This window comes from Pseudomonas sp. StFLB209 (genome assembly GCF_000829415.1).
GTDB lineage: Bacteria > Pseudomonadota > Gammaproteobacteria > Pseudomonadales > Pseudomonadaceae > Aquipseudomonas.
Window position 1 is genome coordinate 185,718 of sequence record NZ_AP014637.1, and the last position, 25,169, is coordinate 210,886.

Sequence of the window (25,169 nt, forward strand, 5' to 3'; positions counted from 1 at the left end):
CTTGAGAGTCAGTATTACTACGACGTCACATTCAGCCAACAAAACACGCTCGTCAGCACATTCAGCCATCGCTAGGCTGAGCGGCATTGTCTGTCATGGAGGACTCGACGATGCGCAACATCGCGCTTTGCGTCGCCTTAGGCGCCCTGCTCCACCCCGTGCTCAATGTCCAGGCCAAAAGCATTCAGCGCTGCGAAGACGCCCAGGGCCAGGTCACCTTCACCCACCAAGGCTGTACAACCGAGCAACACGGCCAACAGGTTGAAGCCTATAACCGGCCGCCCGGCAGCGTACTGCCGGCGATACTGCCAAGCCTGCGCAATGATCGTCCCAAACCGCCGGCCAAAGAGATCGTGGTGGTCGGGCAACGCGATGATGGTTGCGGCAACAGCCTGAGCCCCGAGCGACGGCGCAGTGCGATCATCAACCAGCGCACACCGCCGGGCATGACCCTCAGGGACGTAGAGAGCCTGCTGGGCCGACCAGACCGGGTTTCACAGCGCAATGGCGAGCTGCGTTACCACTACACGAGCAAAGAGGGCCGCACCCATCAGGTGAGTTTCGATCAGCATGGCTGCGTGAAGGGCAAACGCTGAAGCCGACAAGTTTTTTCAGGTGCAAAACAAAAAGCCCGTATCTTTCGATACGGGCTTTTTGATGTATGGTGCACTCGACAGGATTCGAACCTGTGACCGCTCGGTTCGTAGCCGAGTACTCTATCCAGCTGAGCTACGAGTGCATTTGATGGTGCGCATTATAGGGCCTGCAATAATTCTGTAAAGCCTTTTCTGAAATAAATTCAAAGACTTACACAAAACCTGCGGGCAACGCTTTGCAGCCCCTGGAAAAACACAAAGCCCGTACCTTTCGATACGGGCTTTGCTTGTATGGTGCACTCGACAGGATTCGAACCTGTGACCGCTCGGTTCGTAGCCGAGTACTCTATCCAGCTGAGCTACGAGTGCATGTTATGGCGGAGAACGGGGGATTCGAACCCCCGACACCCTTTTGAGGTGTACTCCCTTAGCAGGGGAGCGCCTTCGGCCACTCGGCCAGCTCTCCGCAACAAGGGGCGTATGATAATCATCTCGTCGCCTCTTGCAAAGGTCTTTTTTGAATAAATTCAACAGCCTGCCATGGCAAGAAGCCGCTTTTTCAAACACAAAGAAAAAAGCCCGTATCTTTCGATACGGGCTTTTCAATATGGTGCACTCGACAGGATTCGAACCTGTGACCGCTCGGTTCGTAGCCGAGTACTCTATCCAGCTGAGCTACGAGTGCATGTGGTGGTTTTATACCAGACCGCCGCTGGTTGAAGCAGATTATCTGTCTAATCGAGCGGCTTAACCACCCCAACTGACAAACAACCTTTAAATGGTGCACTCGACAGGATTCGAACCTGTGACCGCTCGGTTCGTAGCCGAGTACTCTATCCAGCTGAGCTACGAGTGCATATTTGGGTGCTGCGCATTTTAGGTTGCTGAACTCTTTTGTAAAGCGCTTTCTTGCTTCGAAAGCCAGGTTCAACACACTGAAATAATGGCGGAGAACGGGGGATTCGAACCCCCGACACCCTTTTGAGGTGTACTCCCTTAGCAGGGGAGCGCCTTCGGCCACTCGGCCAGCTCTCCGCAACACGGGGCGTATATTAACTACGCATTTCCCCGTTTGCAAACAAAAAATTCAAATAAATTAATGGGTTGGTTCCTGATCCTTCTCTTTCTTGATCCGCAGGTAGATTTCTTCACGATGGACCGCAACTTCCTTGGGGGCATTGACGCCGATGCGCACTTGATTACCCTTGACGCCAAGCACAGTCACGGTGATTTCTCCATCACCAATGATCAGGCTCTCTGCGCACCGACGAGTCAGAATCAGCATACCTTTCTCCTCACGCAATACATTCAGGAACAACAGTCTGAAAAACCACGAGGCAAGTCTGTGACCAAAAAGCCACTAGCCAAGCCTGAGTATTGACTAACGCAACGAAAAGAACAGTCTTTGTGCGCAGATCAAAAAACGAAAGGCGCGGGTCTACCGCGCCTTTCGCTTCAACGATCACTCACCCTGGCGGGGAGCGTCCAGTTCGAAGGCCGTGTGCAGAGCACGTACGGCCAGCTCGAGGTACTTCTCTTCGATCACCACCGAAACCTTGATTTCCGAGGTCGAGATCATCTGGATATTGATGCTCTCTTTGGCCAGCGCTTCGAACATGCGGCTGGCTACACCGGCGTGCGAACGCATGCCAACGCCAACGATGGAAACCTTGGCGATCTTGGTGTCGCCACCGGCTTCACGGGCACCGATTTCACGCGCAGTGCTTTCCAGGATCTGCAGCGCAGCCTGGTAGTCGTTGCGGTGCACGGTGAAGGTGAAATCCGTGGTGTTATCGTGCGAAACATTTTGCACGATCATGTCGACTTCGATGTTCGCGGCACTGATCGGGCCGAGAATCTTGAACGCCACGCCCGGGGTGTCTGGCACACCACGGATGGTCAGCTTGGCTTCGTCGCGGTTGAAGGCGATGCCGGAAATGATCGGCTGTTCCATGGATTCCTCTTCATCAATGGTAATGAGGGTACCCGGACCCTCCTTGAAGCTGTGCAGGACGCGCAGCGGGACGTTGTATTTGCCGGCGAATTCGACCGAACGGATCTGCAACACCTTGGAGCCGAGGCTGGCCATTTCCAGCATCTCTTCGAAGGTGATCTTCTCCAGGCGCTGTGCCTGGGCCACCACCCGCGGGTCGGTGGTGTAAACACCGTCGACGTCGGTATAGATCTGGCACTCGTCAGCCTTCAAGGCTGCGGCCAGGGCCACACCGGTGGTGTCCGAACCGCCACGCCCCAGGGTCGTGATATTGCCGCTTTCGTCGACCCCCTGGAAACCTGCGACCACTACCACGCGGCCGGCCTTGAGGTCGGTGCGGATCTTCTGGTCGTCGATATCCAGGATGCGCGCCTTGGTGTGCGCGCTGTCGGTCAGAATACGAACCTGGTTGCCGGTGTAGGACACTGCTGGCACACCGCGCTTGATCAGCGCCATGGTCAGCAGGCCGATGGTCACCTGCTCGCCGGTGGAAACGATCACGTCCAGCTCACGCGGCGTCGGCTGATCGGTGATCTGTTTGGCCAGATCGATCAGACGGTTGGTTTCACCACTCATGGCCGACAGGACGACCACCAGGTCATCACCGGACTCGCGGAATTTTTTTACCTTTTCGGCCACCTGCTCGATACGCTCGATGGAACCGACGGAGGTGCCGCCAAATTTCTGTACGATCAAAGCCATGTCAAAGCCGCCTCAGAACCCTTTAAAGGGCACCCGTTAAACATTCAGACCGGTTCTGGCCTGCCGGACTTCCGGCAGGCCAGAGCCCGATCAGACACCCTGCTCCACGAACGGAACGGTCAGCGCCAGCGCCGCATCCAGGGCGCTTGCATCGACACCGCCACCCTGGGCCATGTCGGGACGACCACCACCTTTACCACCCACAGCGGCAGCCGCCTGTTTCATCAGATCACCGGCTTTGAGTTGGCCAGTCAGGTCCTTGGTCACACCGGCAACCAGCACGACCTTGTCATCCTGCACCCCGCCGAGCAGGATCACTGCGCGGCCGAGCTTGTTCTTCAACTGATCGACCAGCGCTAGCAGCGCTTTGCCGTCCTGACCATCCAGACGTGCGGTCAGAACCTTCACACCCTTGACGTCCTGCGCCTGGGCCGACAGATCGTCGCCCGCTGCGCTGGCCGCCTTGGCCTGCAATTGTTCCAGTTGTTTTTCCAGTTGACGGTTGCGCTCAAGCACCGCCGTCAGCTTGTCCAGCAGGTTGTCGCGATTACCCTTGATCAGGCTCGCGGCTTCCTTGAGTTGATCTTCGGCCGAGTTGACCCAGTTCAGCGCCGCCGCACCGGTCACCGCTTCGATACGGCGTACGCCAGCAGCCACGCCGCCTTCACTGATGATCTTGAACAGCGCGATGTCGCCGGTGCGCTTGGCGTGGATACCGCCACACAGCTCGACGGAGAAATCGCCGCCCATGCTCAGCACGCGCACGGTGTCGCCGTATTTTTCGCCGAACAGCGCCATGGCGCCTTTGGCCTTGGCGGTCTCGATGTCGGTGATCTCGGTCAGCACCTCGGTGTTCTTGCGCACTTCGGCGTTGACGATGTCTTCAAGCTCACGCAATTGCTCAGGCTTGATCGACTCGAAATGGCTGAAGTCAAAACGCAGGCGCTGACTGTCGACCAGCGAGCCTTTCTGCTGCACGTGCTCACCCAGCACGCGGCGCAGGGCTTCATGCAGCAAGTGCGTGGCCGAGTGGTTGAGCGAGGTGGCCTGGCGCACTTCACCCGCGACCTGGGCCTGTACTTCGGCGCCGACGGTCAAACTGCCGCTGGCAATCACACCGTGGTGCAGGAACGCGCCGCCGGTCTTGGTGGTGTCACGCACGTCAAAACGTACATCGCCGGCCTGCAGGTAACCGCTGTCACCGATCTGGCCACCGGATTCAGCGTAGAACGGCGTGGTGTCGAGGACCACAACGCCCTCTTCGCCTTCGTTAAGCTGACCGATCGACTGACCATCCTTGTAGATGGCCACAACCCTGGCAGCGCCTGCGGTTTCGGCATAGCCGGTGAACTCGGTCGCGGTGTCGACCTTGACCAGACTGTTGTAGTCCAGGCCGAAGGCGCTGGCCGAACGGGCGCGCTCGCGCTGGGCGTCCATCTCACGCTCGAAACCGGCCTCGTCGAGGGTAAGCTCGCGCTCACGGGCGATGTCACCGGTCAGGTCCATCGGGAAGCCGTAGGTGTCGTACAGCTTGAAGATGACTTCGCCAGGCACCACAGAGCCCTTGAGCTCGGCCAGGTCCTGTTCAAGAATCTTCAGACCCTGCTCCAGGGTCTTGGCGAACTGCTCTTCTTCAGCCTTGAGCACGCGCTCGATGTGCGCCTGCTGGGCGACCAGCTCTGGGTAAGCTGCGCCCATCTCGGCCACCAGCGCCGCGACGATCTTGTGGAAGAAGCTGCCCTTGGCGCCGAGCTTGTTGCCATGACGGCAGGCGCGGCGAATGATGCGTCGCAGCACGTAGCCACGGCCTTCGTTGGACGGCAGTACGCCGTCGGCAATCAGGAAGCCGCAAGAACGGATGTGGTCAGCCACGACTTTCAGCGAGGCCTGTGCATCATTGCTGCAACCGATGGCCTGTGCGCAAGCGGCCAGCAGGCTCTGGAACAGGTCGATCTCGTAGTTCGAATGCACGTGCTGCAACACCGCACTGACCCGCTCCAGGCCCATGCCGGTGTCTACCGACGGCGCTGGCAGCGGGTGCAGCACGCCATCAGCGGTGCGGTTGAACTGCATGAACACGTTGTTCCAGATCTCGATGTAGCGGTCACCGTCTTCTTCCGGCGAGCCGGGCGGGCCGCCCCAGATGTCTGCGCCGTGGTCAAAGAAGATCTCGGTGCACGGACCGCACGGGCCGGTATCGCCCATGGTCCAGAAGTTGTCCGAAGCGTAAGGCGCGCCCTTGTTGTCGCCAATGCGCACCATGCGCTCGGCCGGCACGCCGACTTCCTTGGTCCAGATGTCGTAGGCTTCGTCGTCGGTGGCGTAGACGGTGACCCAGAGTTTTTCCTTGGGCAGGTTCAGCCACTTCTCGGAAGTCAGGAAGGTCCAGGCAAAGGTGATCGCGTCGCGCTTGAAATAGTCACCGAAGCTGAAGTTACCCAGCATTTCGAAGAACGTGTGGTGACGGGCGGTATAGCCGACGTTTTCCAGGTCATTGTGCTTGCCGCCGGCACGCACGCATTTCTGGCTGGTCACGGCACGCGTGTAGGCGCGCTTTTCCTGCCCCAGAAAGCAGTCCTTGAACTGGTTCATGCCTGCGTTGGTGAACAGCAGGGTCGGGTCGTTGCCCGGAATCAGGGAGCTGGAGGCTACACGAGTGTGACCCTGTTCTTCGAAGAAGCTCAGGAAGGCTTCACGGATTTCTGCGCTTTTCATTAGGTTCTTCCACGGAGACTGCTGCCAGGCCCGTACACAACGCCACACTGGACGTAACGACGGCAAAGGGCCGCATTATATAGGCGTTGCGGCCACGGTACAGTGTGTTTGTATGATAGAGATGCTCAATTGGATTATCGGTCGCCTTCAGAGGCGACCGTAACACGACTGGTTGCAACGCCACGGGCGGCGACCCATGCCAGCAAACCGAGGTTCTCTCATCCAGTTTATTGTGCGGTCGCGCTGACAGGTCTGGACCTTTCTCTTAATGGACGAACGAGCCGGATCAATATTCTCACCTGAACGTAAACCGGCATCGGCACAGATGCACGCGGGCCAGTGCTTATAAGCAAATGGCAGGGTCACTCGACTAAAGTGTCCAAGCATATTGATGGCAACTGTGTTACAAATCTTTCGCCGTCACCTTAAGGGTGTCGGCACGTTCTCAGGGCGGGGTGCAAGTCCCCACCGGCGGTAATGGCGTACAACGCCTAGCCCGCGAGCGCTTCAGGCCCTTCCTGAAGGTCAGCAGACCCGGTGTGATTCCGGGGCCGACGGTCATAGTCCGGATGAAGAGAGAACGGGATGAGTGTCGATCGTATACGGAAAACCTCGTCGAGACCGTGCCGGTGTCGATGTTTTCATACGCTGCCAGTATCCCCTTCGATCCAAACGCCCTGTTTTTTTCATAAACAGGAGTCAGAACACGTGCAACCTACCGCAATTAACAGCAAAGCCCACGCTAACGAGCGTATTGCGTTCATTCAGGCCTGCTGGCACAAGGATATTGTCGATCAGAGCCGCAAGGGTTTTGTCGAAACGCTGATTGAGCTGGGTTACAGCGAGAGTGATATCGACTTTTACGAGGTGGGTGGGGCTTTCGAGATTCCGCTGCATGCCAAGCTATTGGCTGAAAGTGGCCGTTATGCCGGGATTGTGGCGGCCGGGCTGGTGGTCGATGGCGGCATCTATCGCCATGAGTTCGTGGCGCAGTCGGTGATCAGTGGCTTGATGCAGGTGCAACTGGAGACCCGTGTGCCGGTGTTCTCGGTGGTGCTGACACCGCATCATTTCCATGCCGGTGAAGAGCATCAGAAGTTTTTCTTCGAGCACTTCGTGCATAAAGGTCAGGAAGCGGCGCGCACCTGTGCTGATACGCTGGCCAAGGTTCGGCAGTTGCAGCATCCGGCGGCGCCGCAGAAGGTCGCTAGCTAAACCGATGGCGCTGTAGGAGCGGTTTTAACCGCGATCGGCTCAACACGGTGCAAAAATCATTGCCGTGGTTGTCTGGGCTACGGGTTTCGCCCCGACGGGCGACCCCATTTTGAAAGCCGTGTACGGACCGGAGACATCGCTGACACGTGTGCGGGGACATGGTTGACACATTATCGCTTGCTATCGGGCTGGTTAAAATCGATCGTTCTTAGTTTGTGATGGCAGAAGAACACATCGAAGTGCTCGGGCCCTTTCTTGCTCGGCCGCAGCGCCAAAGTATGACCCGACAGGGCATGGGCGATGCGGAACGAGCGCTTCTTGAAGCGGAACTGGCTGTCATAGGGCTTCACCAAAACATCCTCCGGGCCGTACTCAAACTCGCCGAGCTGCCTGGGGAACGCTCTCTGGCTGATGCGATAACGATGCATGGGCGTCTTGTAATTCAGAGCTTCATGCGGGCGCCGATGGTTGTAGATTTCCCGCCACTGATCAAACGCCTGCTGGGCCTCATTCAGGTTACGGAACGTGCAACCATTTAAGACTTCAGCCTTGAAACTTCGGTGAAAACGCTCGTTCTTACCGTTGGTTTGCGGGTGCCTGGGGCGGCTGAAACTAAGGTGAATGCCCAGTCGCACAAGCCAGATGCCAAGGGGCGTGAGCTCGCCGGGGTTGCGAGGCGCTCCCCAGGGTGCGCCATTGTCGACATTGATCTGCAACGGTATTCCATAGCGCCTAAATACCTCCGTCATGTGCTCTTGAACCAATGGTCCACGCTGATGCGCGCAAGCTTGAATCACCAGGTTGAAGCGCGAGTGATCGTCGATCATTGTCAACGGATGACAAACACCCTGACCTGTTTGGAAATATCCTTTGAAATCCATCTGCCACAGATCGTTGGGCGCTTCATGTTCGAAGCGTTTCCAAGGGGTGGCTGCGGCACTGGCCTCAGGTGTTATCAACCCATGCCGATGCAGAACATTGGTGACGGTGCTGGGCGAAATGCGCTGATCTAGCACGTGACTGATCTTGCGACCACCCCATGCCGGGTGAGCTTGGCGTAGCGCAATGACTTCCGCCTCAAGCCCGGGGGCCGTTTGCGTGGGGCTGGCAGCCGGCCTGCGGGACTTCTCCTTCAGGCCCTCCTCACCGTCTTGCTCAAAACGTCTGAGCCACTTGTAGCCCGTTTGCGGGCTGATGCCGTACTGGCGGCATAGCGCTCTGATGTTGGCGCTGGGCTGGCGCGCCAGGGTAATGAACTCTTCTTTCAGGCTCATGGCGTCTCTCGTGTTCCAAGGCATGGTCGAAACATTCCGGCAAATGTGCTTGCCGAAAGTGTCAACCATGTCCCCGTACACGTGTCCACCATGTCTCCAGTCTATACAAAGCAGCAAAATGGGGGAAAACTGCTTGCTCCTGGTTTGGGTCCGCCCGATGGGCGGACTTCCCTCTTTCCGGCGCCGATTCGGGGCCGGCGCGATGGGCGTCCTGCCCAGCGCACCTGCTCCTAATATGAAGAGCAGCGGCTTCCCTGCCGGTTTCTCCCCCGAATCGACACCTACACTCGGCCGACACCCAAGTCGCGTTCAGCGGCGTCTGTACCATCTCGACTCGAAAAGCAGAAGCAAAGACAAGATCAAGATCCGCGACTGCCTTACCCCTGCAGCGCCTCCTCGCCCACCGGTACGATCAATATCCCTGCCCTGAGTCCATTGGCCACTTTGGGGTTGGGGAAGATGATTCGGGTGCCTGGCTGCTCTATGACCCAGCGAGTATTGCCGTCCTGAGCCAGCAGGTAGCCTTTGTCGAGTTCGGTGAAGTTTTCGACTTCGCAGGCCAGGTGCAGGATGAAGGCGTCGCTGTGTTTGATGATTTCCTGCGCCACGCTGAACAGTTGCAGGCCGTCAAGATGGTCTTCTTCGGTTTGCGGCTCGTTACCTTCGATGATCTGGATCAGTCGCTGGCGCAAGGCCGCCAGGTCGACGTGCTGGTTGTGGCCGAACGGGCGCGCCTTGCCCAGCTCCAGGGTGAAGGCCTGTGCATCGAGTTTGTCGCGGGTGTAGGCACTGAACACGTTGGAGGGTTTGTGCTGCAGCAGCGCCGCGCGAATGCCGGCGGCGCGCAGGCAGGCCAGTTCGTGGCGCGAAACAGGGCGGTCTTGTTTCCATGGGCACAGGGCAAACTGTTCGATTGCCGAGCCACGGATCGCGGTGTGCAGGTCGTAGTGCAGACGGTAGCGATCGGCCAGGCTAAAGAAACTGCTGGCCAGTCGTTCAAGCTCACAGGCGCGCAGCGCTTCGAGGCCGCCGCTATGTTCGTGCTGGCCGTTGAACAGCCGGTTGAGGTCATGCTCGATATAACGCACCCCACGGCGCATGGCCTCAGGGTTGCCGAGCAGAAACAGAATACGTGCCCGTGGCACAAGCTGGCCTCGGGCAATACCGCGAATCAGCTCGTCGAGCAGCTCGATCGGCGCGGTTTCGTTGCCATGGATACCCGCCGACAGCAGCAGGTCCAGACCATTGTCGCGGCTCTGGGCGGGCCGCACTTCAAGCGCGCCCTCGCCCAGCCAGCGCATGCGCACGCCGCCGACGGTCAGTTGAGTCTTCTCCGCCGGTTCACGGCCGGCCAGGGTCAGGTCAAGCAGTTTACCGAGGGCGAGCATAGACGACTCCCTGTCTTAGTGGTTGCAGTCCGGACCGTGGACGTGACCGTCTTGCTCATCCAGATCGGCCGGCTCCATTTCCAGTTGCAGGCTAACCAGGTTGGTCGCCAATGGACGCAGCAACAGGTTGGCGTATTCAGTATCGCCCTCTTCCACATCGACACCGATCAGCAACTGGCCACGGCCGTCATGCTGGATCCATATTTCCTTGCCTTGCCAGACCACCGCCAGGCGGGTGCTGGACACGCTGCTGGTATTGCCATCGGCATCTTCAAGGATCAACTGCAGGGCGTCGCTCATGTTCGGGTGCTCCAGGCTTGAGTTAAAAAGCGCGTCAGATTTGTTGAAACGGATAAACGGCGCCCAGTTTAAGGATTTGCGTCAGCTCATCCAATGCCGTGCGACATTCAATCAGCAATTGCGGGTCGGCCAGATCGCGTTCGTGCATTCGGTCGCGGTAGTGCTTGGCGACCCAGTCGGTCAGCACGCTATACAAGCTGTCACTGAGGATAACCGCTGGATTGATCGCCGCCAGTTCCTGCGCGGTCAACACCACCCGCAGGCGCAGGCAGGCCGGCCCACCACCATTGCGCATGCTCTGCTTGAGGTCGAAGGCGCGCACCTGGCGGATCGGGCCACCCTGGCTCAACAGCGCCTGCAAGTAATTCCACACCCGTGGGTTGGCCTGGCACTCCTGGGGGACGATCAGCAACATGCTGCCGTCGTCACACGTGAGCAACTGGCTGTTGAACAGGTAAGAGCGTACCGCATCCTCGACACCGACTTCAGCACGCGGCACGCAGATCGCCTGCAGGTGACCGCCGACCCGAGCGAGCTTGTCCTGCAACTCGCGCAGCACGGTCTTGCTGTGTAAAAAGGCATCTTCATGGTGGAACAGGACTTCGCCATTGCCCACCGCAATCACGTCGTTATGAAACACGCCCTGATCGATCACCGCCGGGTTCTGTTGGCCAAAAACCACCTGGCTGGCGTTCAGGCCATGCAGGCGCGCCACGGCGCTGGAGGCTTCGAGGGTCTGGCGGGCCGGGTACTTTTGCGGTGCCGGGTAGCGGGTGTCGAAGGCGCTGCGGCCATACACGAAAAACTCGATGCCAGGCTGGCCATGGTCACGGCACAGGCGAGTATGGTTGGCCGCGCCTTCATCGCCGAACTGCGCCACCGCTGGCAATGCCGCATGGTGGGCGAAATACCGGGGGTCAGCGAACATCGCTTGCAGCACCCGGCTGGTGGTCGGGTGTTCAATGCTGCGATGGTATTTGCAGTTGAGGTTGGCAACGGTGAAATGCACCCGGCCATCATGGGTGTCGGCACTGGGGCTGACGGTGGCGGCGTTGGCCACCCACATGCTCGACGCCGAACAGCTGGCCGCCAGCAGCGGCATGTCCTGACGCGCCGCCTTCTCGATCACCTGCGCATCGCTGCCGCTAAACCCCAGCCGTCGCAGGCTGTCGACGTCCGGGCGCTCCTGGGGCGCAATCAGGCCCTGGGTGAAGCCCAGATCCATCAGCGCTTTCATTTTGGCCAGGCCCTGCAAGGCCGCTTCACGAGGGTTGGAGTTGAGTTGGCTGTTGCTCTGGGAGGCCACGTTGCCGTAGGACAGCCCCCCGTAATTGTGGGTCGGGCCCACCAGACCGTCGAAATTGACTTCACGGGTTTTCATCAGGACGGCTCCATGGATCTATTTTTTATGCTGCAGCGCGCAAGGCTCAGTCGAAGCGAATACCCGGCGTGAGGCTGGCCGGCAGACTCAAGGCCTGGGCCTCAAGGGACGCTACCGGGTATGCACAGTAATCTGCCGCGTAATAAGCACTGGCGCGATGATTGCCCGAGGCACCGACCCCACCGAACGGCGCGGTGCTGGCGGCACCGGTCAATGGTTTGTTCCAGTTGACGATACCGGCGCGGCTTTGCAGCCAGAAGTCACGGTAACGCGCTTCGCTGTCGGACAATAGCCCGGCGGCCAGACCATAACGGGTGGCATTGGCCTCATTGATGGCCGCCGCAAAGTCGCTGTAGCGGATCACTTGCAGCAATGGGCCGAACAGTTCCTCGTCAGGGCGCTGCGCCACATCGGTTACATCGACAATACCGGGGCTGAGCAGCGCGCTGCCCGCTTGCAGACGGGTCATTTCAAGCAACGCCTGAGCGCCATTGGCCAGCAACCGGCTCTGTGCCTGCAACAGTGCATCGGCGGCCCGCAGTGAAATCACCGCGCCCATGAACGGCGCCGGCTGGCTGTCGAACGCACCGACCTGCAAGGTGCGGCTCACCGCCACCAGGCGCAGCAAGAAGGCATCGCCCCAGCCGCCTTGCGGCACCAGCAGGCGCCGGGCGCAGGTGCAGCGCTGGCCGGCAGAGATGAATGCCGACTGAATCACGGTGTATACCGCCGCATCGACATCCTGCACCTGATCGACCAGCAACGGGTTATTGCCGCCCATTTCCAGGGCGAGAATCTTGTGCGGCTGCCCGGCGAACTGGCGATGCAGCGCTTGCCCGGTCTGGCTGGAACCGGTGAAGAACAAGCCGTCGATATCGGCATGCGCGGCCAGCGCGACACCGGTGTCTCGGCCACCTTGCAACAGGTTGAGCACCCCGGCTGGCAAGCCCGCTTCGATCCAGCACTGCAGGGTCAGCTCAGCCACCCCCGGAGTCAGTTCGCTGGGCTTGAACACCACGCAATTGCCGGCCAGCAGCGCCGGTACGATATGCCCGTTGGGCAAGTGGCCGGGAAAGTTGTAAGGTCCGAACACCGCCACCACGCCATGCGGTTTGTGACGCAATACGGCATTGGCATCGCCCAGCGGGCCGCCCTTCTCGCCGGTACGCTCACGGTAACTCTGGATCGAGATGGCAACCTTGTTGGCCATGCTGGTGACTTCCGTGGCGGCCTCCCAGAGCGGCTTGCCGGTCTCTTGACCGATGCGTCGGGCCAGCTCATCAGCACGGGCCTTCAAGCGCGCCGCAAAGGCTTCGAGCAGGTCGATGCGCTCCTGCAACGGTCGCAATGCCCAGCCGCTGAACGCCTGGCGCGCGGCCTGCACGGCCTGATCGACCTGGGCGGCGCTGGCCGCCTGGCCAGACCAGACCCGCTGCTGGCTGACCGGGTTATGCGCAGCGAAGGCCTCGCCCTGCCCCGCCTGCCACTGGCCCGCGATGAACAGGCTGCTCATCAGCCACCCGCCGACAGCGGCACGGCGCGGACATTATCACCAGGGCTCATGCGCAGGCGCCGCGCCGTGGCCGGATCGACCACCAGGGTGCCGGCCACCGAACGCGCACGGCCGACGGTGATACGGCAGTCCTCACGCTTGCGGTTGTGGATCAGGAACAGCGGCGCCTCATCACCGGCGGTGCCGATCGACAACACCAGGGTCTGGCTGTCGCGCACTGCACGGATCTTGCCGGTCTCGCACTCGATGGCCGGGCCGGCATCGAAGATATCGACGTAGCCCTGATAGGTGAAGCCTTCACTCTTGAGCATGGTCAGCGCCGGTTCGGTTTCGGCATGCACGCGGCCGATCACGCTGCGAGCGTCATCAGACAGGAAGCAGGTGTACAGCGGAAACTTGGGCATCAGTTCAGCGATAAACGCCTTGTTACCGACCCCGGTCAGGTAGTCAGCCTGGCTGAACTCCATTTTGAAGAAGTGCCGGCCCAGGCTTTCCCAGAACGGCGCCCGGCCCTGACCATCCGAGATACCGCGCATCTCGGCGATGATCTTGGGGCCGAACAGTTCGGGAAACTCGGCAATGAACAGCATGCGCGCCTTGGACAGCAAGCGGCCATTGAGCCCGTTGCGCGAGTTGGCGTGCAGGAACAGCGAGCACAGCTCCGAGTTGCCGGTCAGGTCATTGGCCAGGAACAGGGTCGGAATCTCGCGATAGATGTTCAACTCTTGCGAGGCGTTGACCGTCAGGCCGACCCGGTAGTTGTACCAGGGCTCGCGCAACCCCACCGCACCGGCAATGGCCGAGATGCCGATGACCTGGCCGTTCTCGTCTTCAAGCACGAACAGGTAGTCGGAGTCGGCGCGCTCGGCTTCACCGCGAAAGCTTTTTTCCGCCCAGCCCACGCGGTGGGTCAGGCGCTGCTCGTTGGCAGGCAGGGTGGTCAGACCGGCACCGGTGCTGCGCGCCAGGTCGATCAGCGCGGGCAGATCACTGCTGCGGACGGAACGAACGATCATGTCTTCTCCTCAAGGCCCCGTGCGGGGCCGCGAACCGGTCAGGCTTGCGCCGTCAGACCGAAACAATACGCACACTGGCGCCTTCACCGACGCCCAGTGCCTCGGCGGCCTGGCGATTCAGGGTCACCGGGCGGCCTGGCGCCCAGTCCAGCTCCAGCAACACGGCGCGGTAGTCCTGCAGCAGATCGTTGGCCACCAGATACGGACGCCCCCCACGGACGACATCGGCATCGGCATCGCCCTGAACCCTGACCGGCACCAGGCGGCTCTGGGCAATCGAACGAATACTGGACACCCGCGCATGCAAGGTCGGACCGCCATCGAAAATGTCGATGTAGTGGTCGGTCTCGAAGCCTTCGCGCATCAGGATATCGAAGGTGATCTGCGCCCGTGGATGCACCTGGCCCATGGCCTCCTGGGCATCATCGGACAACAGCGGCACGTAGATCGGGTAATGCGGCATCAGCTCGGCCAGAAAGGTCCGGCTCTTGAGTCCGCAAAGACGCTCGGCATCGGCGTAGTTGAGGTTGAAGAAATGCCGGCCGATCGAGTCCCAGAACGGTGAGTCGCCGTTCTCATCACTGTAACCGACGATCTCGGTCACCACTGATTCGGCAAAGCGCTCAGGATGGCTGGCAATGAACAGCAGCCGGGCACGGGAGTTGAGTTCCGACCAGGCGCTGCCGACCAGCTCCGGGATCACATAAAAGCTGGTCAGCAAGCTGTTGCCTGTAAGGTCGTGACACAGCGACAACACGTGAGTCTTGTTGTGAATCTTCAACTCGCGGGAGGCGTGGACGAAGGTCTCGTTACGAAAGCTGTAGAACGGCTCGGAATAACCCGCCGATGCGACGATCCCGGAGCAGCCGACCAGACGCCCGGTCTGACTGTCTTCGAGCACAAAGAAATAGGTCTCTTCACCGTTGAAACTGACCTCGGCGGCGAACGAAGACTCGGACGCAGCGATCTTGTCACCCAACCGGCCGGCATCGTCGGGCAGGGAGGTGACACCGATCGGGCTATCGGCAGCGAGGCGCTGGACCTCGGCCAGGTCGGCCATTTGCGCGGGGCGCATCACCAGCATGGCGTCACTCCTTAGCGTGTGTGATCAATCACTGAGGCGCGCAGGCGTTACCTGCGCGCCACGAATTCTGGCCGCTGCCGCACCCGGCGACAGCAGCGCGACATCAGGCCGTAAGCTTGGCCACGGCACGTTCGAAGCGGTTCAGGCCCTCTTCGATATCAGCATCGAGGATCACCAGGCTGGGCGCAAAACGAACCACGTCAGGGCCGGCCTGCAGGATCATCAGGTCTTCGGTCTCGGCAGCGGCGAAGAAGTCCTTGGCCTTACCCTTCCAGGCATCGCTGAGCACCGCACCGATCAGCAGGCCCTGACCACGCACCTCGCTGAACACGCCGTATTTCTGGCCGATGTCCAGCAGACGGATCTTGAACAGTTCATGCTTGGCTTGCACACCTTCAAGCACCTGCGGGGTGTTGACGATGTCGATAACCGCTTCGCCCACGGCACAGGCCAACGGGTTGCCGCCGTAAGTGGTGCCGTGAACGCCAACCGAGAAGTGGCTGGCCAGTTTCTCGGTGGTCAGCATCGCCGCCAGCGGGAAGCCGCCACCAATGCTCTTGGCGCTGGACAGGATGTCCGGGGTCACGCCGTAGTGCTGATAAGCGAACAGCTTGCCGGTCCGGCCCATGCCGCTCTGCACTTCGTCGAAGATCAGCAGCGCGTTGTGCTGGTCGCACAGCTCACGGGCGCCTTGCAGATAAGCCAGATCAGCCGGCAGCACGCCGCCCTCGCCCTGGATCGGCTCCAGGACCACGGCGCAAGTCTTGTCGCTGATCGCGGCCTTGAGCGCATCCAGGTCGTTGTACGGCACATGGCTGATGCCAGTGATCTTCGGCCCGAAACCGTCGGAATACTTCGGCTGACCGCCGACGCTGACGGTAAACAGGGTGCGGCCGTGGAAGCTGTTCAGCGCCGCGATGATCTCGTGTTTTTCCGGGCCGTGCAGGTCATGAGCGACACGCCGGGCCAGCTTGAAAGCCGCTTCGTTGGCTTCAGCGCCGGAGTTGCAGAAGAACACCCGCTCGGCAAAGGTGGCGTCCACCAGTTTGTGCGCCAGACGCAGGGTCGGCTCGTTGGTGAATACGTTGGACACGTGCCACAGGCTGTTGGCCTGGGCCGTCAGTGCGCCCACCAGCGCCGGGTGGCAATGACCCAGCACGTTGACCGCGATGCCGCCGGAGAAATCCACCAGCTCACGGCCCGCCTGGTCCCAGACTCGGGAGCCCGCGCCACGCACGGGAATGAACCCGGCCGGTGCGTAGTTGGGGACCATCACCTGGTCGAAATCGGCGCGTTGCACCGCAGCATGCTCAACGGACATCAGAATCTCCTGGAGAGAAACGCCTGCCTGGAACTGGCGAGCGATAGATAAAGGATTGTAAGGACTGCATTTTGTCTGGCCTTGCTAGCAGGCGACAAGTTATTACAGCCCAAGAGCGGACATGGACGTCAAGTTTCAACCAAGCGACACATTAAGTCACCCATGCACCTTGCGAATGATCGCAACCGTCGCAGGAACCGCTTCAGCGGTGAATGGCTTTCGACCGTCGAAACCGCCTTCCCGGCTAAAGCCGGTCCTACAGCGGTGAATGGCTTTCGACCGTCGAAACCGTCTTCCCGGCTAAAGCCGGTCCTACAACGGTGAATGGCCTTCCCGGCTAAAACGGATCGCCGCCCGGCCGGTCCTACCCCCGCTCTGCCGGCACCGAGGACAGTTCGAACGGGCTGTTGCTGCGGCGCTGGTTGCGATCTTCGCGCGGGGTGGCGCCGAAAAAGTTGCGGTAGGCGCTGGAGAAATGCGGCCCTGACGAGAAGCCGCACGACAGACCGATCTGAATGATCGACTTGCTGGTCTGCATCAGCATCTGACGGGCCTTGTTCAGGCGCAGCTCCAGGTAGTACTGGCTGGGTACGCGGTTGAGGTATTGCTTGAAGATCCGCTCCAGTTGCCGGCGTGAAACACAAACATGCTGGGCGATTTCGTCGGTGGTCAGCGGCTCTTCGATATTGGCTTCCATCAGCAAGACCGCCTGGGTCAGCTTGGGGTGGCTGGAGCCAAGACGGTTCTGCAATGGAATGCGCTGGCGCTCGCCGCCTTCACGAATGCGCTCGACCACCAGTTCTTCGGACACCGCACCGGCCAGTTCAGCGCCATGATCGCGGGCCAGCACCGCCAGCAGCAGGTCGAGCACCGACAGGCCGCCACAAGCCGTCATCCGGTCACGGTCCCAGTCGAACAGATGGCTGGTGGCGATGGCTTTGGGAAATCGCTCGCTGAAGTCGTCCTGCCAGCGCCAGTGCACCGCTGCGCGGTAGCCATCGAGCAGACCCAATTGGGCCAGCGGGTAAACCCCGGCCGACAGGCCGCCGATCATGCAGCCGCTACGCACCAGTTGCTTGAGCGCACTGCCCAAGCCTGCCGAGATCGGCCCTGGCGGCTCGTCCGCCAGCAGAAACAGCTTGTGCAGGCCCTCAAGCCCGGCAGCCGACCACGGCTCGCCCGGCAAACGCCAGTCACCCGCGCTGGCCGGCGTATCCGCTGCGGCGTCGGCCGTTTCGGCATGCAACACCACCCGCTCGTAGCTCACCTCGGGGTGAACCTGCCGGGCAACGCTCAAGGCTTCCTCAGCCAGTGCCAGGGTCAAGGCCTTGGTACCGGGCCAGACTAGAAAACCTATTCGATGAGCAGTCATTAGACATCCACTACATGTCGCCGTTAGGCGGAACCACACCGCTGGCCATCAGGCTGTCGGTGCTTGCACAGCCTCTATCGGGCGCATGCGCCGACGCAGGATGCCTTGTTCCACATCAGAAAGCACCAACTTGGTGCAAGTCACTTCAAGCTTCCCGCCAGGAACTGCTGCAAACGCTCCGATTGCGGATTGCTCAACACCTCGCGAGGATCGCCCCGCTCCTGAACCAGCCCCTGATGGAGAAACACCAATTGGTTGGACACTTCTCGGGCAAAGCCCATCTCGTGGGTCACCACTACCATGGTCCGGCCTTCCTGAGCCAGGCTTTGCATGACCTTGAGCACATCGCCGACCAGTTCCGGGTCCAGCGCCGAGGTTGGCTCGTCGAACAGCATCACTTCAGGCTCCATGGCCAGCGCCCGGGCAATCGCCACGCGCTGCTGCTCGCCACCGGACATGTGGCCGGGATAAGCGTCCTTACGGTGCGCCACCCCGACCCGCGCCAGATAGTGCTCAGCCTTTTCCAGCGCCTCCTGGCGTGGCACGCCAAGCACCTGCACCGGCGCTTCGATGACATTTTCCAGCGCGGTCATGTGTGCCCACAGGTTGAAATGCTGGAACACCATCGACAGCCGCGAGCGCAGGCGCTGCAACTGCCTGGGGTCAGCGGCGCGCAGGCTGCCGTCCTTGCCCGGCACCAGGCGCAGCTCTTCGCCATTAAGGATGATCTTGCCGGCATGGGGCTGTTCAAGCAGGTTAATGCAACGCAGGAAGGTACTCTTGCCCGAGCCGCTGGAGCCGATGATGCTGATGACATCGCCGGCCTGGGCGGTCAGTGACACACCCTTGAGCACCTCGTGGGTGCCGTAGCGCTTGTGCAGATCCTGGACTTGCAGTTTGTTCATCGTAGAAGGTTCTCGAAAAATCGGTCAGTCACTGAGTAACCGTCCGTGACGTCGCGCGGTGCGCCCCGCCACTTTGGCCAGCCAGAAACCAGGTTGAGCGTAACGCAGCCGCTCGACGGCAAACAGCACGCCGGCGCTGGATGAACACAAGGTGCTGACCTGATCGGACAGCGGATCGATGACTTCGAACAACGGCTCGCCGGCCTCGACCCAGGCACCAGGCTCACGCAGGAACGTCACCACACCGGGGTGTGGCGCATACAGCAGTTCAGTGCCTTCGAAAGGCATGCCTTCGCAGGCCTCAAATGCGGCCTGCGGCCATTCACCCTCGATAAAGCCCTGCTCGGCGAGAAACGCAAGGATACCGGCCGCATGCGCCTGTGCTGCGGCAGCGCCGGTGTCGGCCTGGCCGCCCAGCTCCAGCGTGGTGGCCAGGCAGGCCAGCGGGATCTGCGCGTCGGGGAAGATCCGCGACAGGCGCAACCAGGGCAACGAGCAGGCTTCGTCGAACGAGCTGCCGCCGGAGTCTTCGGCCAGCAGCGCGACCTTCATGCCCATGTGCGCGGCCAGCGAACGCCATTGCGGCCAGTGCTGCGGCAAGGCGTACATATGCAGCGCTGCTTCGGCATCGCAGTGCAGGTCAAGCACCACATCGGCATCACAGGCATGGCTGAGCAACAAGCGCTGCAAGCCGTCCAGCTCGCTGCTCGCCGGTGGCAGACCGGCCAGCGCATCGCGCATGGCCTGACGCACCAGTTGCACGTTGGCACGCGGATCATCGCCAAGGCGACCCTCAAGGCTGGCCGCCACCGGCTCGCTCAGCTCGAAGAAATCCCGATTGAAATTGCGCCCGCTGCCGAACTCGAAGCGGCCCTGATGCGCGCCCTGGAACAATTGCCCCAGGCCCAGCGGATTGGCCACCGGCACCAGTTCGACAGTGCCTTTGAGCGCGCCTTGGACCTCAAGCTCGGCCAGGCGCTTTTTCAGCTCCCAGGCGGTGCGCATGCCGGGTAGCTCATCGGCATGCAAACTGGCCTGGATATAGGCCTTGCGCTCGCCGACACCGAAGCGAAAGACACTGAGTTGGCGACTGCTGCCGAGGCTGCTCCACGGCAATGGGTGATCGATTCGTTGCATGTCAGACCTTCCTTGGGGCCAGGTAACCCAGCCAGCGACGCTCGGCGATCCGGAACAGCCGCACAAGAACGAAAGTCAGGCACAGATAGAAAACGCCTGCGGTGATATATGCCTCGAAAGGCAGGTAATACTGGGCATTGACGGTACGCGCCGCACCGGTCAGATCAATCAGGGTGACAATCGACGCCAGACTGGTGGTCTGCAGCATCATGATCACTTCGTTGCTGTACTGCGGCAATGCACGGCGCATTGCCGAGGGTAGCAGGATACGCCGGTACAGGGTCACCTCGGACATGCCCATCGCCCGCGCCGCTTCGATTTCTCCCGCCGGGGTGGCCTTGAGGCTGCCAGCGATGATCTCGGCGGTGTAGGCGCTGGTGTTGATGGCAAACGCCAGGCAGGCGCAGAAGGTCGCGCTCGACAGCCACGGCCACAGCAAGCTTTCACGCACCGCCTCGAACTGCGCCAGCCCGTAGTAGATCAGAAACAGCTGCACCAGCATCGGCGTGCCGCGAATCACATAGGTGTACAGCCACGCAGGAAAGTTGACCCAGCGTTTTTTCGAAACCCGCATGATGCCCAGCGGCAACGCCGCCAAAAGGCCGAAAAACAGCGAAATGAGCAGCAACTTGATGGTGGTCAGCATCCCGTCCAGATACAGCGGCAGGCTGTCCCAGACCACGTTGTAGTCGAACATCATAGGTCCACCGCCTTCACGCCTACGGTGTAGCGTTTTTCCAGGTAGCGCAGCGCCAGCAGCGAAACGCTGGTGATCAGCAGATACAACGCCGCCACGGCCAGAAAGAACGTGAACGGCTCGCGGGTGGCATCGGCTGCCTGCTTGGCCTTGAACATCATGTCCTGCAAGCCGACCACAGAGATCAGCGCGGTGGCTTTGACCAGCACCAGCCAGTTATTGGTGAAACCGGGGATCGCCAGGCGGATCATCTGCGGCACCTGAATGCGCCAGAACACCTTGAAAGCACTCATGCCGTAAGCCATGCCGGCCTCGGTCTGGCCCTTGGGGATGCCCAGAAAGGCACCGCGAAAGGTTTCCGACAGGTAGGCGCCGAAGATGACACCCAGCGTGAAGATGCCCGACACGAAAGGATCGAGGTCGATGTACTCATCGAAGCCGAGCAGCGGCGCGACACGGTTGAGCAGGTCCTGACCGCCGTAGAAGATCAGCAGGATCAGCACCAGATCGGGAATGCCGCGCATCACCGTGCTGTACAGGTCGCCCAGCCGCGCCAGCCAGCGCACCGGCGACAGACGAATCGCCACGCCGAGCAACCCCAGGACGATTGCCAGGGCCATCGAGGACAGGGCCAACTGCAAGGTCAGCCAAGTGCCTTCGAGGATAACGGCCCCGTAGCCATTCAACATGTTATGTGGTCCTCAAGCCTGAAAATAAAAATGGCGCAACACGCGTGCGCCATTTTGACAGCGGTTGCCCCGCCTTTACTTGCCGTAGATATCAAAATCGAAATACTTATCCTGAATGGCCTTGTATTTGCCATTGGCGCGGATGGCCGCGATAGCAGCGTTCAGACGCTCCAGGTTCTGCTTGTCGCCCTTGCGCACCGCAATGCCGATGCCTTCACCGAAGTATTTCGGGTCAGTGAAAGACGGACCGGTGAACGCATAGCCTTTGCCTGCGTCGGTTTTCAGGAAGCCGTCCTGCAGCAGGGTTGCGTCAGCCACGGTGCCGTCCAGCCGACCGGCGCCGATGTCCAGATAGATTTCGTTCTGCGAGCTGTACGGGGTCACGGCCACGCCTTTGGGCGCCAGCACTTCACGGGCGAAACGCTCGTGGATCGAGCCGCGCTGCACGCCAATGCGCTTGCCTTTGAGCTCTTCGAGGCTGTCGCTGACAGCAGTGCCGTCTTTCATGACCAGACGCGCAGGCGAGTTGTAGTACTTGCCGGTGAAGTCCACCGACTTCTTGCGGTCGTCAGTGATCGACATCGACGACAGGATGGCGTCGATCTTGCGCACTTTCAGCGCCGGGATCAGGCCGTCGAACTCTTGCTCGACCCAGGTGCACTTGACCTTCATCTCTTCGCACAGGGCGTTGCCGATGTCATAGTCGAAGCCAACGATGTTGCCGTCGGCGGCCTTGGAAGCGAACGGAGGGTAAGCCGCTTCAATACCGATTTTCAGTGGTTTCTCATCGGCCAGAACCGGCTGGGCAAGCATGGACAACGCCAATGCGCCGAAAAGCACAAGCTTTTTCATTCCTGAAACTCCATCGGTAAAACAATTAGGTGGCAGATTGAGCATAGAACCCAATGCACTGAGAAGCAGCAAATCTGCGACGCGCAGGCTTGAGGCCGAACAGCCGGCCTGGGCGAATGGCCGGGCATTTTAACGGCAGGTGAAAAGTCGATATTTCTCTGAGGCGACAACTAATTACAGAATCTTCAAAGGCGCAGAATGAGTGCATTGACAAAGCGCAGGATGATTGATCCAGATGATTTTCTGTGACTCACAGAAGTCTCGACCTAACCGTAGGAGGGGCTTCAGCCCCGAAGCTCTCTATCCCCGAAGATTTAGCACAAGGCTTTCGCGGCTGAAGCCGCTCCTACGGGGTAATGCCGATCAGTGACCCGCAAAAAAACGCCCCGCCCGGTAATTCCGGGCGGGGCGTTATTTATATCGCGCGAATCAGGCGGCGCTCATGGTCTTGTGGGTGTCGACCAGATGCTGCACCACGCCCGGATCGGCCAGGGTGGAGATATCGCCCAGCGAGTCATATTCGCCGGTCGCAATCTTGCGCAGGATACGGCGCATGATCTTGCCCGAGCGGGTTTTCGGCAGGCCCGGCGCCCACTGGATCACATCCGGCGAAGCAATCGGGCCGATTTCCTTGCGCACCCAGTTGCGCAACTCCAGACGCAGCGCCTCATCCGGCACTTCGCCCGAGTTGAGGGTCACGTAGACATAAATGCCCTGGCCCTTGAGGTCATGCGGCACACCAACCACTGCCGCTTCGGCGACTTTCGGGTGGGCCACCATGGCGCTCTCGATCTCGGCGGTGCCCATGCGGTGGCCGGAAACGTTGAGCACGTCATCGACCCGGCCAGTGATCCAGTAGTAGCCATCTTCGTCGCGACGCGCACCGTCGCCGGTGAAGTACATGCCGCGGAAGGTCTTGAAGTAGGTGTCGACGAAGCGGTCGTGGTCGCCGTACAGCGAACGCGACTGGCCCGGCCAGGAATCGAGGATCACCAGGTTGCCCTCGGCCGCACCTTCGATCAGGTTACCGAGGTTATCCACCAGCGCCGGGATCACACCAAAGAACGGACGGGTTGCCGAACCTGGCTTGAGCGCCGTGGCCCCTGGCAACGGGCTGATCAGGATGCCGCCGGTCTCGGTCTGCCACCAGGTATCAACGATCGGGCAGTTCTGCTTGCCCACCGTGTTGTAGTACCAGCCCCAGGCTTCAGGGTTGATCGGTTCGCCCACAGACCCCAGCAGGCGCAGGCTGGAACCGTCGGCACCTTCTACCGACTTGGTGCCTTCGGCCATCATGGCGCGGATCGCGGTCGGGGCGGTATAGAGGATATTGACCTTGTGCTTGTCGACGATTTTCGACACCCGGGTGATGTCCGGATAGTTAGGCACGCCTTCGAACAACAGGGTGGTTGCGCCATTGGCCAACGGGCCGTAGACAATGTAGCTGTGGCCGGTGACCCAGCCCACGTCGGCGGTGCACCAGTAGACCTCGCCCGGACGGTAGTCGAACACCCGCTCGTGGGTCAGCGAGGCGTACAGCAGGTAACCGGCGGTGGTGTGCAGCACGCCTTTAGGCTTGCCGGTGGAGCCGGAGGTGTAGAGGATGAACAGCGACTCTTCGGCGCCCATTTCTTTCGGCGCGCAGGTGCTCGATGCCACTTCCAGCAACGCGTGATACCAGATGTCACGATGGCGGTTCCACTCGATGTCGCCACCGGTGCGCTTGCAGACGATAACCTTCTGCACGCTGCTGGTTTCCGGGTTGGTCAGGGCGCGGTCGACGTTGGCCTTGAGCGGAGTTTTCTTGCCGCCACGCAGGCCTTCGTCGGCGGTGATCACCACCTTGGAACTGCAGTCGATGATGCGCCCGGCCAGGGCTTCGGGAGAGAAGCCGCCGAATACCACCGAGTGGATGGCGCCGATCCGCGCACAAGCCAGCATGGCGACCACCGCCTCCGGGATCATCGGCATGTAGATGGTGACCACATCACCGCGGTGCACGTCCTGGCCGCGCAGGGCGTTGGCGAACTTGCAGACTTCAGCGTGCAGTTCACGATAGGTGATTTCACGGTGCTCGGACGGGTCGTCGCCTTCCCAGATGATCGCGATGCTGTCGCCGCGCTCTTCAAGGTGACGATCCAGGCAGTTGTAAGCCACGTTGAGGGTGCCGTCAGCGAACCACTTGATGTCGACCCGATGGTCGTCGAAGGACGTCTGCTTGACGTGGGTAAAGGGTTTGATCCAGTCGAGGCGCTTGGCCTGTTCACGCCAGAAGCCGTCGGGGTTGACCACCGACTGCTGGTACATGGCCTTGTAGGTCGCCTCATCGGTCAACGTATTGGCCGCAACTTCTGGGCGCACGGGGTACAGGGAAGCTGCACTCATCTTGGTTACCTCGGTGGATAGTTGTTGTTGTATGGAACTGTTTTATCCCGCCACCGATTGTAGGGCCATTCGACGATGGTCTTACCGAAGCGGCCACCCCCGCCAAGACGCCCGGCCCTGAGGGCGACCCGCTGATTGTTGCAGTTTTGCCAAAAATGCTTAGCCGCCTGGCGCGTTTATTCCGGCGCACAGCACTTCTAGAATGGGCCCCGCCAACCGGCAAACAGCAGACAAATCCACACGCAGACGGCTTGCCCATCGACCTGAAAACGGTCGATGCGCCCTCTCTCGCACTGGATTTCATTCTTACAGAAGGTTCACCAATGAAACGCTCAATCTGGATTCTGGCACTTTGCGGTCTCAGCACACTCGCCCTGGCTGATGATTCCGGAGCCCGAACAGCCAGCCAGACCGATTCGGCCACACCGGTGGTTGAAACCTACACCTACGACATGCATCCGGATATCGCCCGGGTGATCTCGATCAGCCCGATGCCCAACGTTTGCGGTGTAGTGCCGGTGCGCATGACTTACCAAGACTCCCATGGCCAGCGGCACATCATGCGCTACCAAGTGCTGGCCTCCGGTTGCGGCAACAGCTGACCCGGTTGCTTCGGACAACAACAACAACAAGC

The 25,169-nt window shown here is 60.5% G+C and carries 21 protein-coding genes, 6 tRNA genes and 1 riboswitch; of the genes, 3 read left to right on the forward strand and 24 right to left on the reverse strand.

From position 1 onward, the window contains the following. Positions 1-110 precede the first annotated feature (110 nt). Complete coding sequence (locus PSCI_RS00775) at positions 111-596, forward strand: DUF4124 domain-containing protein (RefSeq protein WP_045481516.1); 486 nt, start codon at positions 111-113, stop codon at positions 594-596. 66 nt (positions 597-662) lie between these two features. Here PSCI_RS00775 and PSCI_RS00780 read toward each other — a convergent pair. The 9 genes from PSCI_RS00780 to alaS all read right to left on the reverse strand — a co-directional run bounded on the left by PSCI_RS00780 (position 663) and on the right by alaS (position 6,006). Beyond that, positions 663-739: transfer RNA gene (locus tag PSCI_RS00780), tRNA-Arg, on the reverse strand. Positions 740-888: 149 nt separating this feature from the next. Further along, positions 889-965 (reverse strand) — tRNA-Arg (locus PSCI_RS00785). Positions 966-971: 6 nt separating this feature from the next. Next, positions 972-1,062, reverse strand: a tRNA-Ser gene (locus tag PSCI_RS00790). A gap of 142 nt (positions 1,063-1,204) precedes the next feature. Then, positions 1,205-1,281 (reverse strand) — tRNA-Arg (locus tag PSCI_RS00795). 94 nt (positions 1,282-1,375) lie between these two features. Then, positions 1,376-1,452 (reverse strand) — tRNA-Arg (locus PSCI_RS00800). 88 nt (positions 1,453-1,540) lie between these two features. Next, positions 1,541-1,631, reverse strand: a tRNA-Ser gene (locus PSCI_RS00805). Between the two features lie 61 nt (positions 1,632-1,692). Beyond that, positions 1,693-1,881, reverse strand: coding sequence for a carbon storage regulator CsrA (csrA, locus tag PSCI_RS00810; RefSeq protein ID WP_045481518.1), 189 nt, complete (start codon positions 1,879-1,881; stop codon positions 1,693-1,695). 177 nt (positions 1,882-2,058) lie between these two features. Beyond that, positions 2,059-3,291 carry an aspartate kinase gene (locus tag PSCI_RS00815; protein WP_045481521.1) on the reverse strand — a complete coding sequence of 411 codons (1,233 nt, stop codon included), beginning with the start codon at positions 3,289-3,291 and terminating at the stop codon, positions 2,059-2,061. A 90-nt stretch (positions 3,292-3,381) separates the two neighbouring features. Then, positions 3,382-6,006, reverse strand: coding sequence for an alanine--tRNA ligase (alaS, locus tag PSCI_RS00820; RefSeq protein WP_045481523.1), 2,625 nt, complete (start codon positions 6,004-6,006; stop codon positions 3,382-3,384). A 437-nt stretch (positions 6,007-6,443) separates the two neighbouring features. Further along, positions 6,444-6,592, forward strand: a riboswitch (FMN riboswitch). A 122-nt stretch (positions 6,593-6,714) separates the two neighbouring features. Here alaS and PSCI_RS00825 point away from each other — a divergent pair. After that, entirely contained in the window at positions 6,715-7,221 is a 507-nt protein-coding gene (locus PSCI_RS00825; protein WP_045481526.1) for a 6,7-dimethyl-8-ribityllumazine synthase, read from the forward strand. 170 nt (positions 7,222-7,391) lie between these two features. Here PSCI_RS00825 and PSCI_RS00830 read toward each other — a convergent pair whose 3' ends face one another. The 15 genes from PSCI_RS00830 to acs all read right to left on the reverse strand — a co-directional run bounded on the left by PSCI_RS00830 (position 7,392) and on the right by acs (position 24,535). After that, the gene (locus tag PSCI_RS00830; RefSeq protein WP_045493659.1) at positions 7,392-8,519 is read right to left on the reverse strand and encodes an IS481 family transposase; all 1,128 of its coding nucleotides are present in this window, start codon (positions 8,517-8,519) and stop codon (positions 7,392-7,394) included. 353 nt (positions 8,520-8,872) lie between these two features. After that, positions 8,873-9,883, reverse strand: a complete 1,011-nt coding sequence (gene astE / locus PSCI_RS00835) for a succinylglutamate desuccinylase (protein WP_045481529.1) — start codon at positions 9,881-9,883, stop codon at positions 8,873-8,875. A 15-nt stretch (positions 9,884-9,898) separates the two neighbouring features. Continuing rightward, complete coding sequence (locus tag PSCI_RS00840) at positions 9,899-10,183, reverse strand: topoisomerase II (protein WP_045481533.1); 285 nt, start codon at positions 10,181-10,183, stop codon at positions 9,899-9,901. 34 nt (positions 10,184-10,217) lie between these two features. Next, positions 10,218-11,564: an N-succinylarginine dihydrolase gene (gene astB / locus PSCI_RS00845; protein WP_045481535.1), complete on the reverse strand. Its 1,347-nt coding sequence runs from the start codon at positions 11,562-11,564 to the stop codon at positions 10,218-10,220. A 46-nt stretch (positions 11,565-11,610) separates the two neighbouring features. Continuing rightward, on the reverse strand, positions 11,611-13,080 hold the full coding sequence (gene astD, locus PSCI_RS00850) for a succinylglutamate-semialdehyde dehydrogenase (RefSeq protein ID WP_162484339.1): 1,470 nt from the start codon (positions 13,078-13,080) through the stop codon (positions 11,611-11,613). Next, positions 13,077-14,093: an arginine N-succinyltransferase gene (astA, locus tag PSCI_RS00855; RefSeq protein ID WP_045481541.1), complete on the reverse strand. Its 1,017-nt coding sequence runs from the start codon at positions 14,091-14,093 to the stop codon at positions 13,077-13,079. Before astA ends, astD begins: the two co-directional genes overlap by 4 nt. A gap of 52 nt (positions 14,094-14,145) precedes the next feature. Further along, entirely contained in the window at positions 14,146-15,177 is a 1,032-nt protein-coding gene (gene aruF, locus PSCI_RS00860) for an arginine/ornithine succinyltransferase subunit alpha (RefSeq protein ID WP_045481544.1), read from the reverse strand. Between the two features lie 103 nt (positions 15,178-15,280). Continuing rightward, positions 15,281-16,498 carry an aspartate aminotransferase family protein gene (locus tag PSCI_RS00865; RefSeq protein WP_045481547.1) on the reverse strand — a complete coding sequence of 406 codons (1,218 nt, stop codon included), beginning with the start codon at positions 16,496-16,498 and terminating at the stop codon, positions 15,281-15,283. Positions 16,499-16,862: 364 nt separating this feature from the next. Further along, positions 16,863-17,870: a GlxA family transcriptional regulator gene (locus tag PSCI_RS00870; RefSeq protein ID WP_045481550.1), complete on the reverse strand. Its 1,008-nt coding sequence runs from the start codon at positions 17,868-17,870 to the stop codon at positions 16,863-16,865. 140 nt (positions 17,871-18,010) lie between these two features. Continuing rightward, positions 18,011-18,775, reverse strand: a complete 765-nt coding sequence (locus tag PSCI_RS00875) for an ABC transporter ATP-binding protein (RefSeq protein WP_045481554.1) — start codon at positions 18,773-18,775, stop codon at positions 18,011-18,013. Between the two features lie 24 nt (positions 18,776-18,799). Next, complete coding sequence (locus tag PSCI_RS00880; protein ID WP_045481557.1) at positions 18,800-19,912, reverse strand: M14 family metallopeptidase; 1,113 nt, start codon at positions 19,910-19,912, stop codon at positions 18,800-18,802. Between the two features lies 1 nt (position 19,913). After that, positions 19,914-20,612 (reverse strand): ABC transporter permease, encoded by a 699-nt coding sequence (locus PSCI_RS00885; RefSeq protein ID WP_045481562.1) that lies wholly within the window; start codon positions 20,610-20,612, stop codon positions 19,914-19,916. After that, positions 20,609-21,298, reverse strand: a complete 690-nt coding sequence (locus PSCI_RS00890) for an ABC transporter permease (protein WP_045481566.1) — start codon at positions 21,296-21,298, stop codon at positions 20,609-20,611. Before PSCI_RS00890 ends, PSCI_RS00885 begins: the two co-directional genes overlap by 4 nt. Positions 21,299-21,373: 75 nt before the next feature. Next, complete coding sequence (locus tag PSCI_RS00895; protein ID WP_045481569.1) at positions 21,374-22,150, reverse strand: ABC transporter substrate-binding protein; 777 nt, start codon at positions 22,148-22,150, stop codon at positions 21,374-21,376. A 429-nt stretch (positions 22,151-22,579) separates the two neighbouring features. After that, positions 22,580-24,535, reverse strand: coding sequence for an acetate--CoA ligase (acs, locus tag PSCI_RS00900; protein ID WP_045481573.1), 1,956 nt, complete (start codon positions 24,533-24,535; stop codon positions 22,580-22,582). A 323-nt stretch (positions 24,536-24,858) separates the two neighbouring features. Here acs and PSCI_RS00905 point away from each other — a divergent pair, with 323 nt between their 5' ends. Next, on the forward strand, positions 24,859-25,137 hold the full coding sequence (locus tag PSCI_RS00905) for a DUF2790 domain-containing protein (protein WP_045481576.1): 279 nt from the start codon (positions 24,859-24,861) through the stop codon (positions 25,135-25,137). Positions 25,138-25,169 lie beyond the last annotated feature (32 nt).

Coding starts and splice junctions, on each gene's coding strand:
- PSCI_RS00865 (WP_045481547.1), bottom strand. CDS start 16,498: ATGTCCGTTGAGCATGCTGCGGTGCAACGCGCCGATTTCGACCAGGTG.
- astE (WP_045481529.1), bottom strand. CDS start 9,883: ATGCTCGCCCTCGGTAAACTGCTTGACCTGACCCTGGCCGGCCGTGAA.
- PSCI_RS00905 (WP_045481576.1), top strand. CDS start 24,859: ATGAAACGCTCAATCTGGATTCTGGCACTTTGCGGTCTCAGCACACTC.
- alaS (WP_045481523.1), bottom strand. CDS start 6,006: ATGAAAAGCGCAGAAATCCGTGAAGCCTTCCTGAGCTTCTTCGAAGAA.
- astA (WP_045481541.1), bottom strand. CDS start 14,093: ATGATCGTTCGTTCCGTCCGCAGCAGTGATCTGCCCGCGCTGATCGAC.
- PSCI_RS00870 (WP_045481550.1), bottom strand. CDS start 17,870: ATGACTGCTCATCGAATAGGTTTTCTAGTCTGGCCCGGTACCAAGGCC.
- astB (WP_045481535.1), bottom strand. CDS start 11,564: ATGAAAACCCGTGAAGTCAATTTCGACGGTCTGGTGGGCCCGACCCAC.
- PSCI_RS00775 (WP_045481516.1), top strand. CDS start 111: ATGCGCAACATCGCGCTTTGCGTCGCCTTAGGCGCCCTGCTCCACCCC.
- csrA (WP_045481518.1), bottom strand. CDS start 1,881: ATGCTGATTCTGACTCGTCGGTGCGCAGAGAGCCTGATCATTGGTGAT.
- PSCI_RS00840 (WP_045481533.1), bottom strand. CDS start 10,183: ATGAGCGACGCCCTGCAGTTGATCCTTGAAGATGCCGATGGCAATACC.
- acs (WP_045481573.1), bottom strand. CDS start 24,535: ATGAGTGCAGCTTCCCTGTACCCCGTGCGCCCAGAAGTTGCGGCCAAT.
- PSCI_RS00890 (WP_045481566.1), bottom strand. CDS start 21,298: ATGTTGAATGGCTACGGGGCCGTTATCCTCGAAGGCACTTGGCTGACC.
- PSCI_RS00815 (WP_045481521.1), bottom strand. CDS start 3,291: ATGGCTTTGATCGTACAGAAATTTGGCGGCACCTCCGTCGGTTCCATC.
- PSCI_RS00885 (WP_045481562.1), bottom strand. CDS start 20,612: ATGATGTTCGACTACAACGTGGTCTGGGACAGCCTGCCGCTGTATCTG.
- PSCI_RS00895 (WP_045481569.1), bottom strand. CDS start 22,150: ATGAAAAAGCTTGTGCTTTTCGGCGCATTGGCGTTGTCCATGCTTGCC.
- PSCI_RS00830 (WP_045493659.1), bottom strand. CDS start 8,519: ATGCCTTGGAACACGAGAGACGCCATGAGCCTGAAAGAAGAGTTCATT.
- PSCI_RS00880 (WP_045481557.1), bottom strand. CDS start 19,912: ATGCAACGAATCGATCACCCATTGCCGTGGAGCAGCCTCGGCAGCAGT.
- PSCI_RS00875 (WP_045481554.1), bottom strand. CDS start 18,775: ATGAACAAACTGCAAGTCCAGGATCTGCACAAGCGCTACGGCACCCAC.
- aruF (WP_045481544.1), bottom strand. CDS start 15,177: ATGCTGGTGATGCGCCCCGCGCAAATGGCCGACCTGGCCGAGGTCCAG.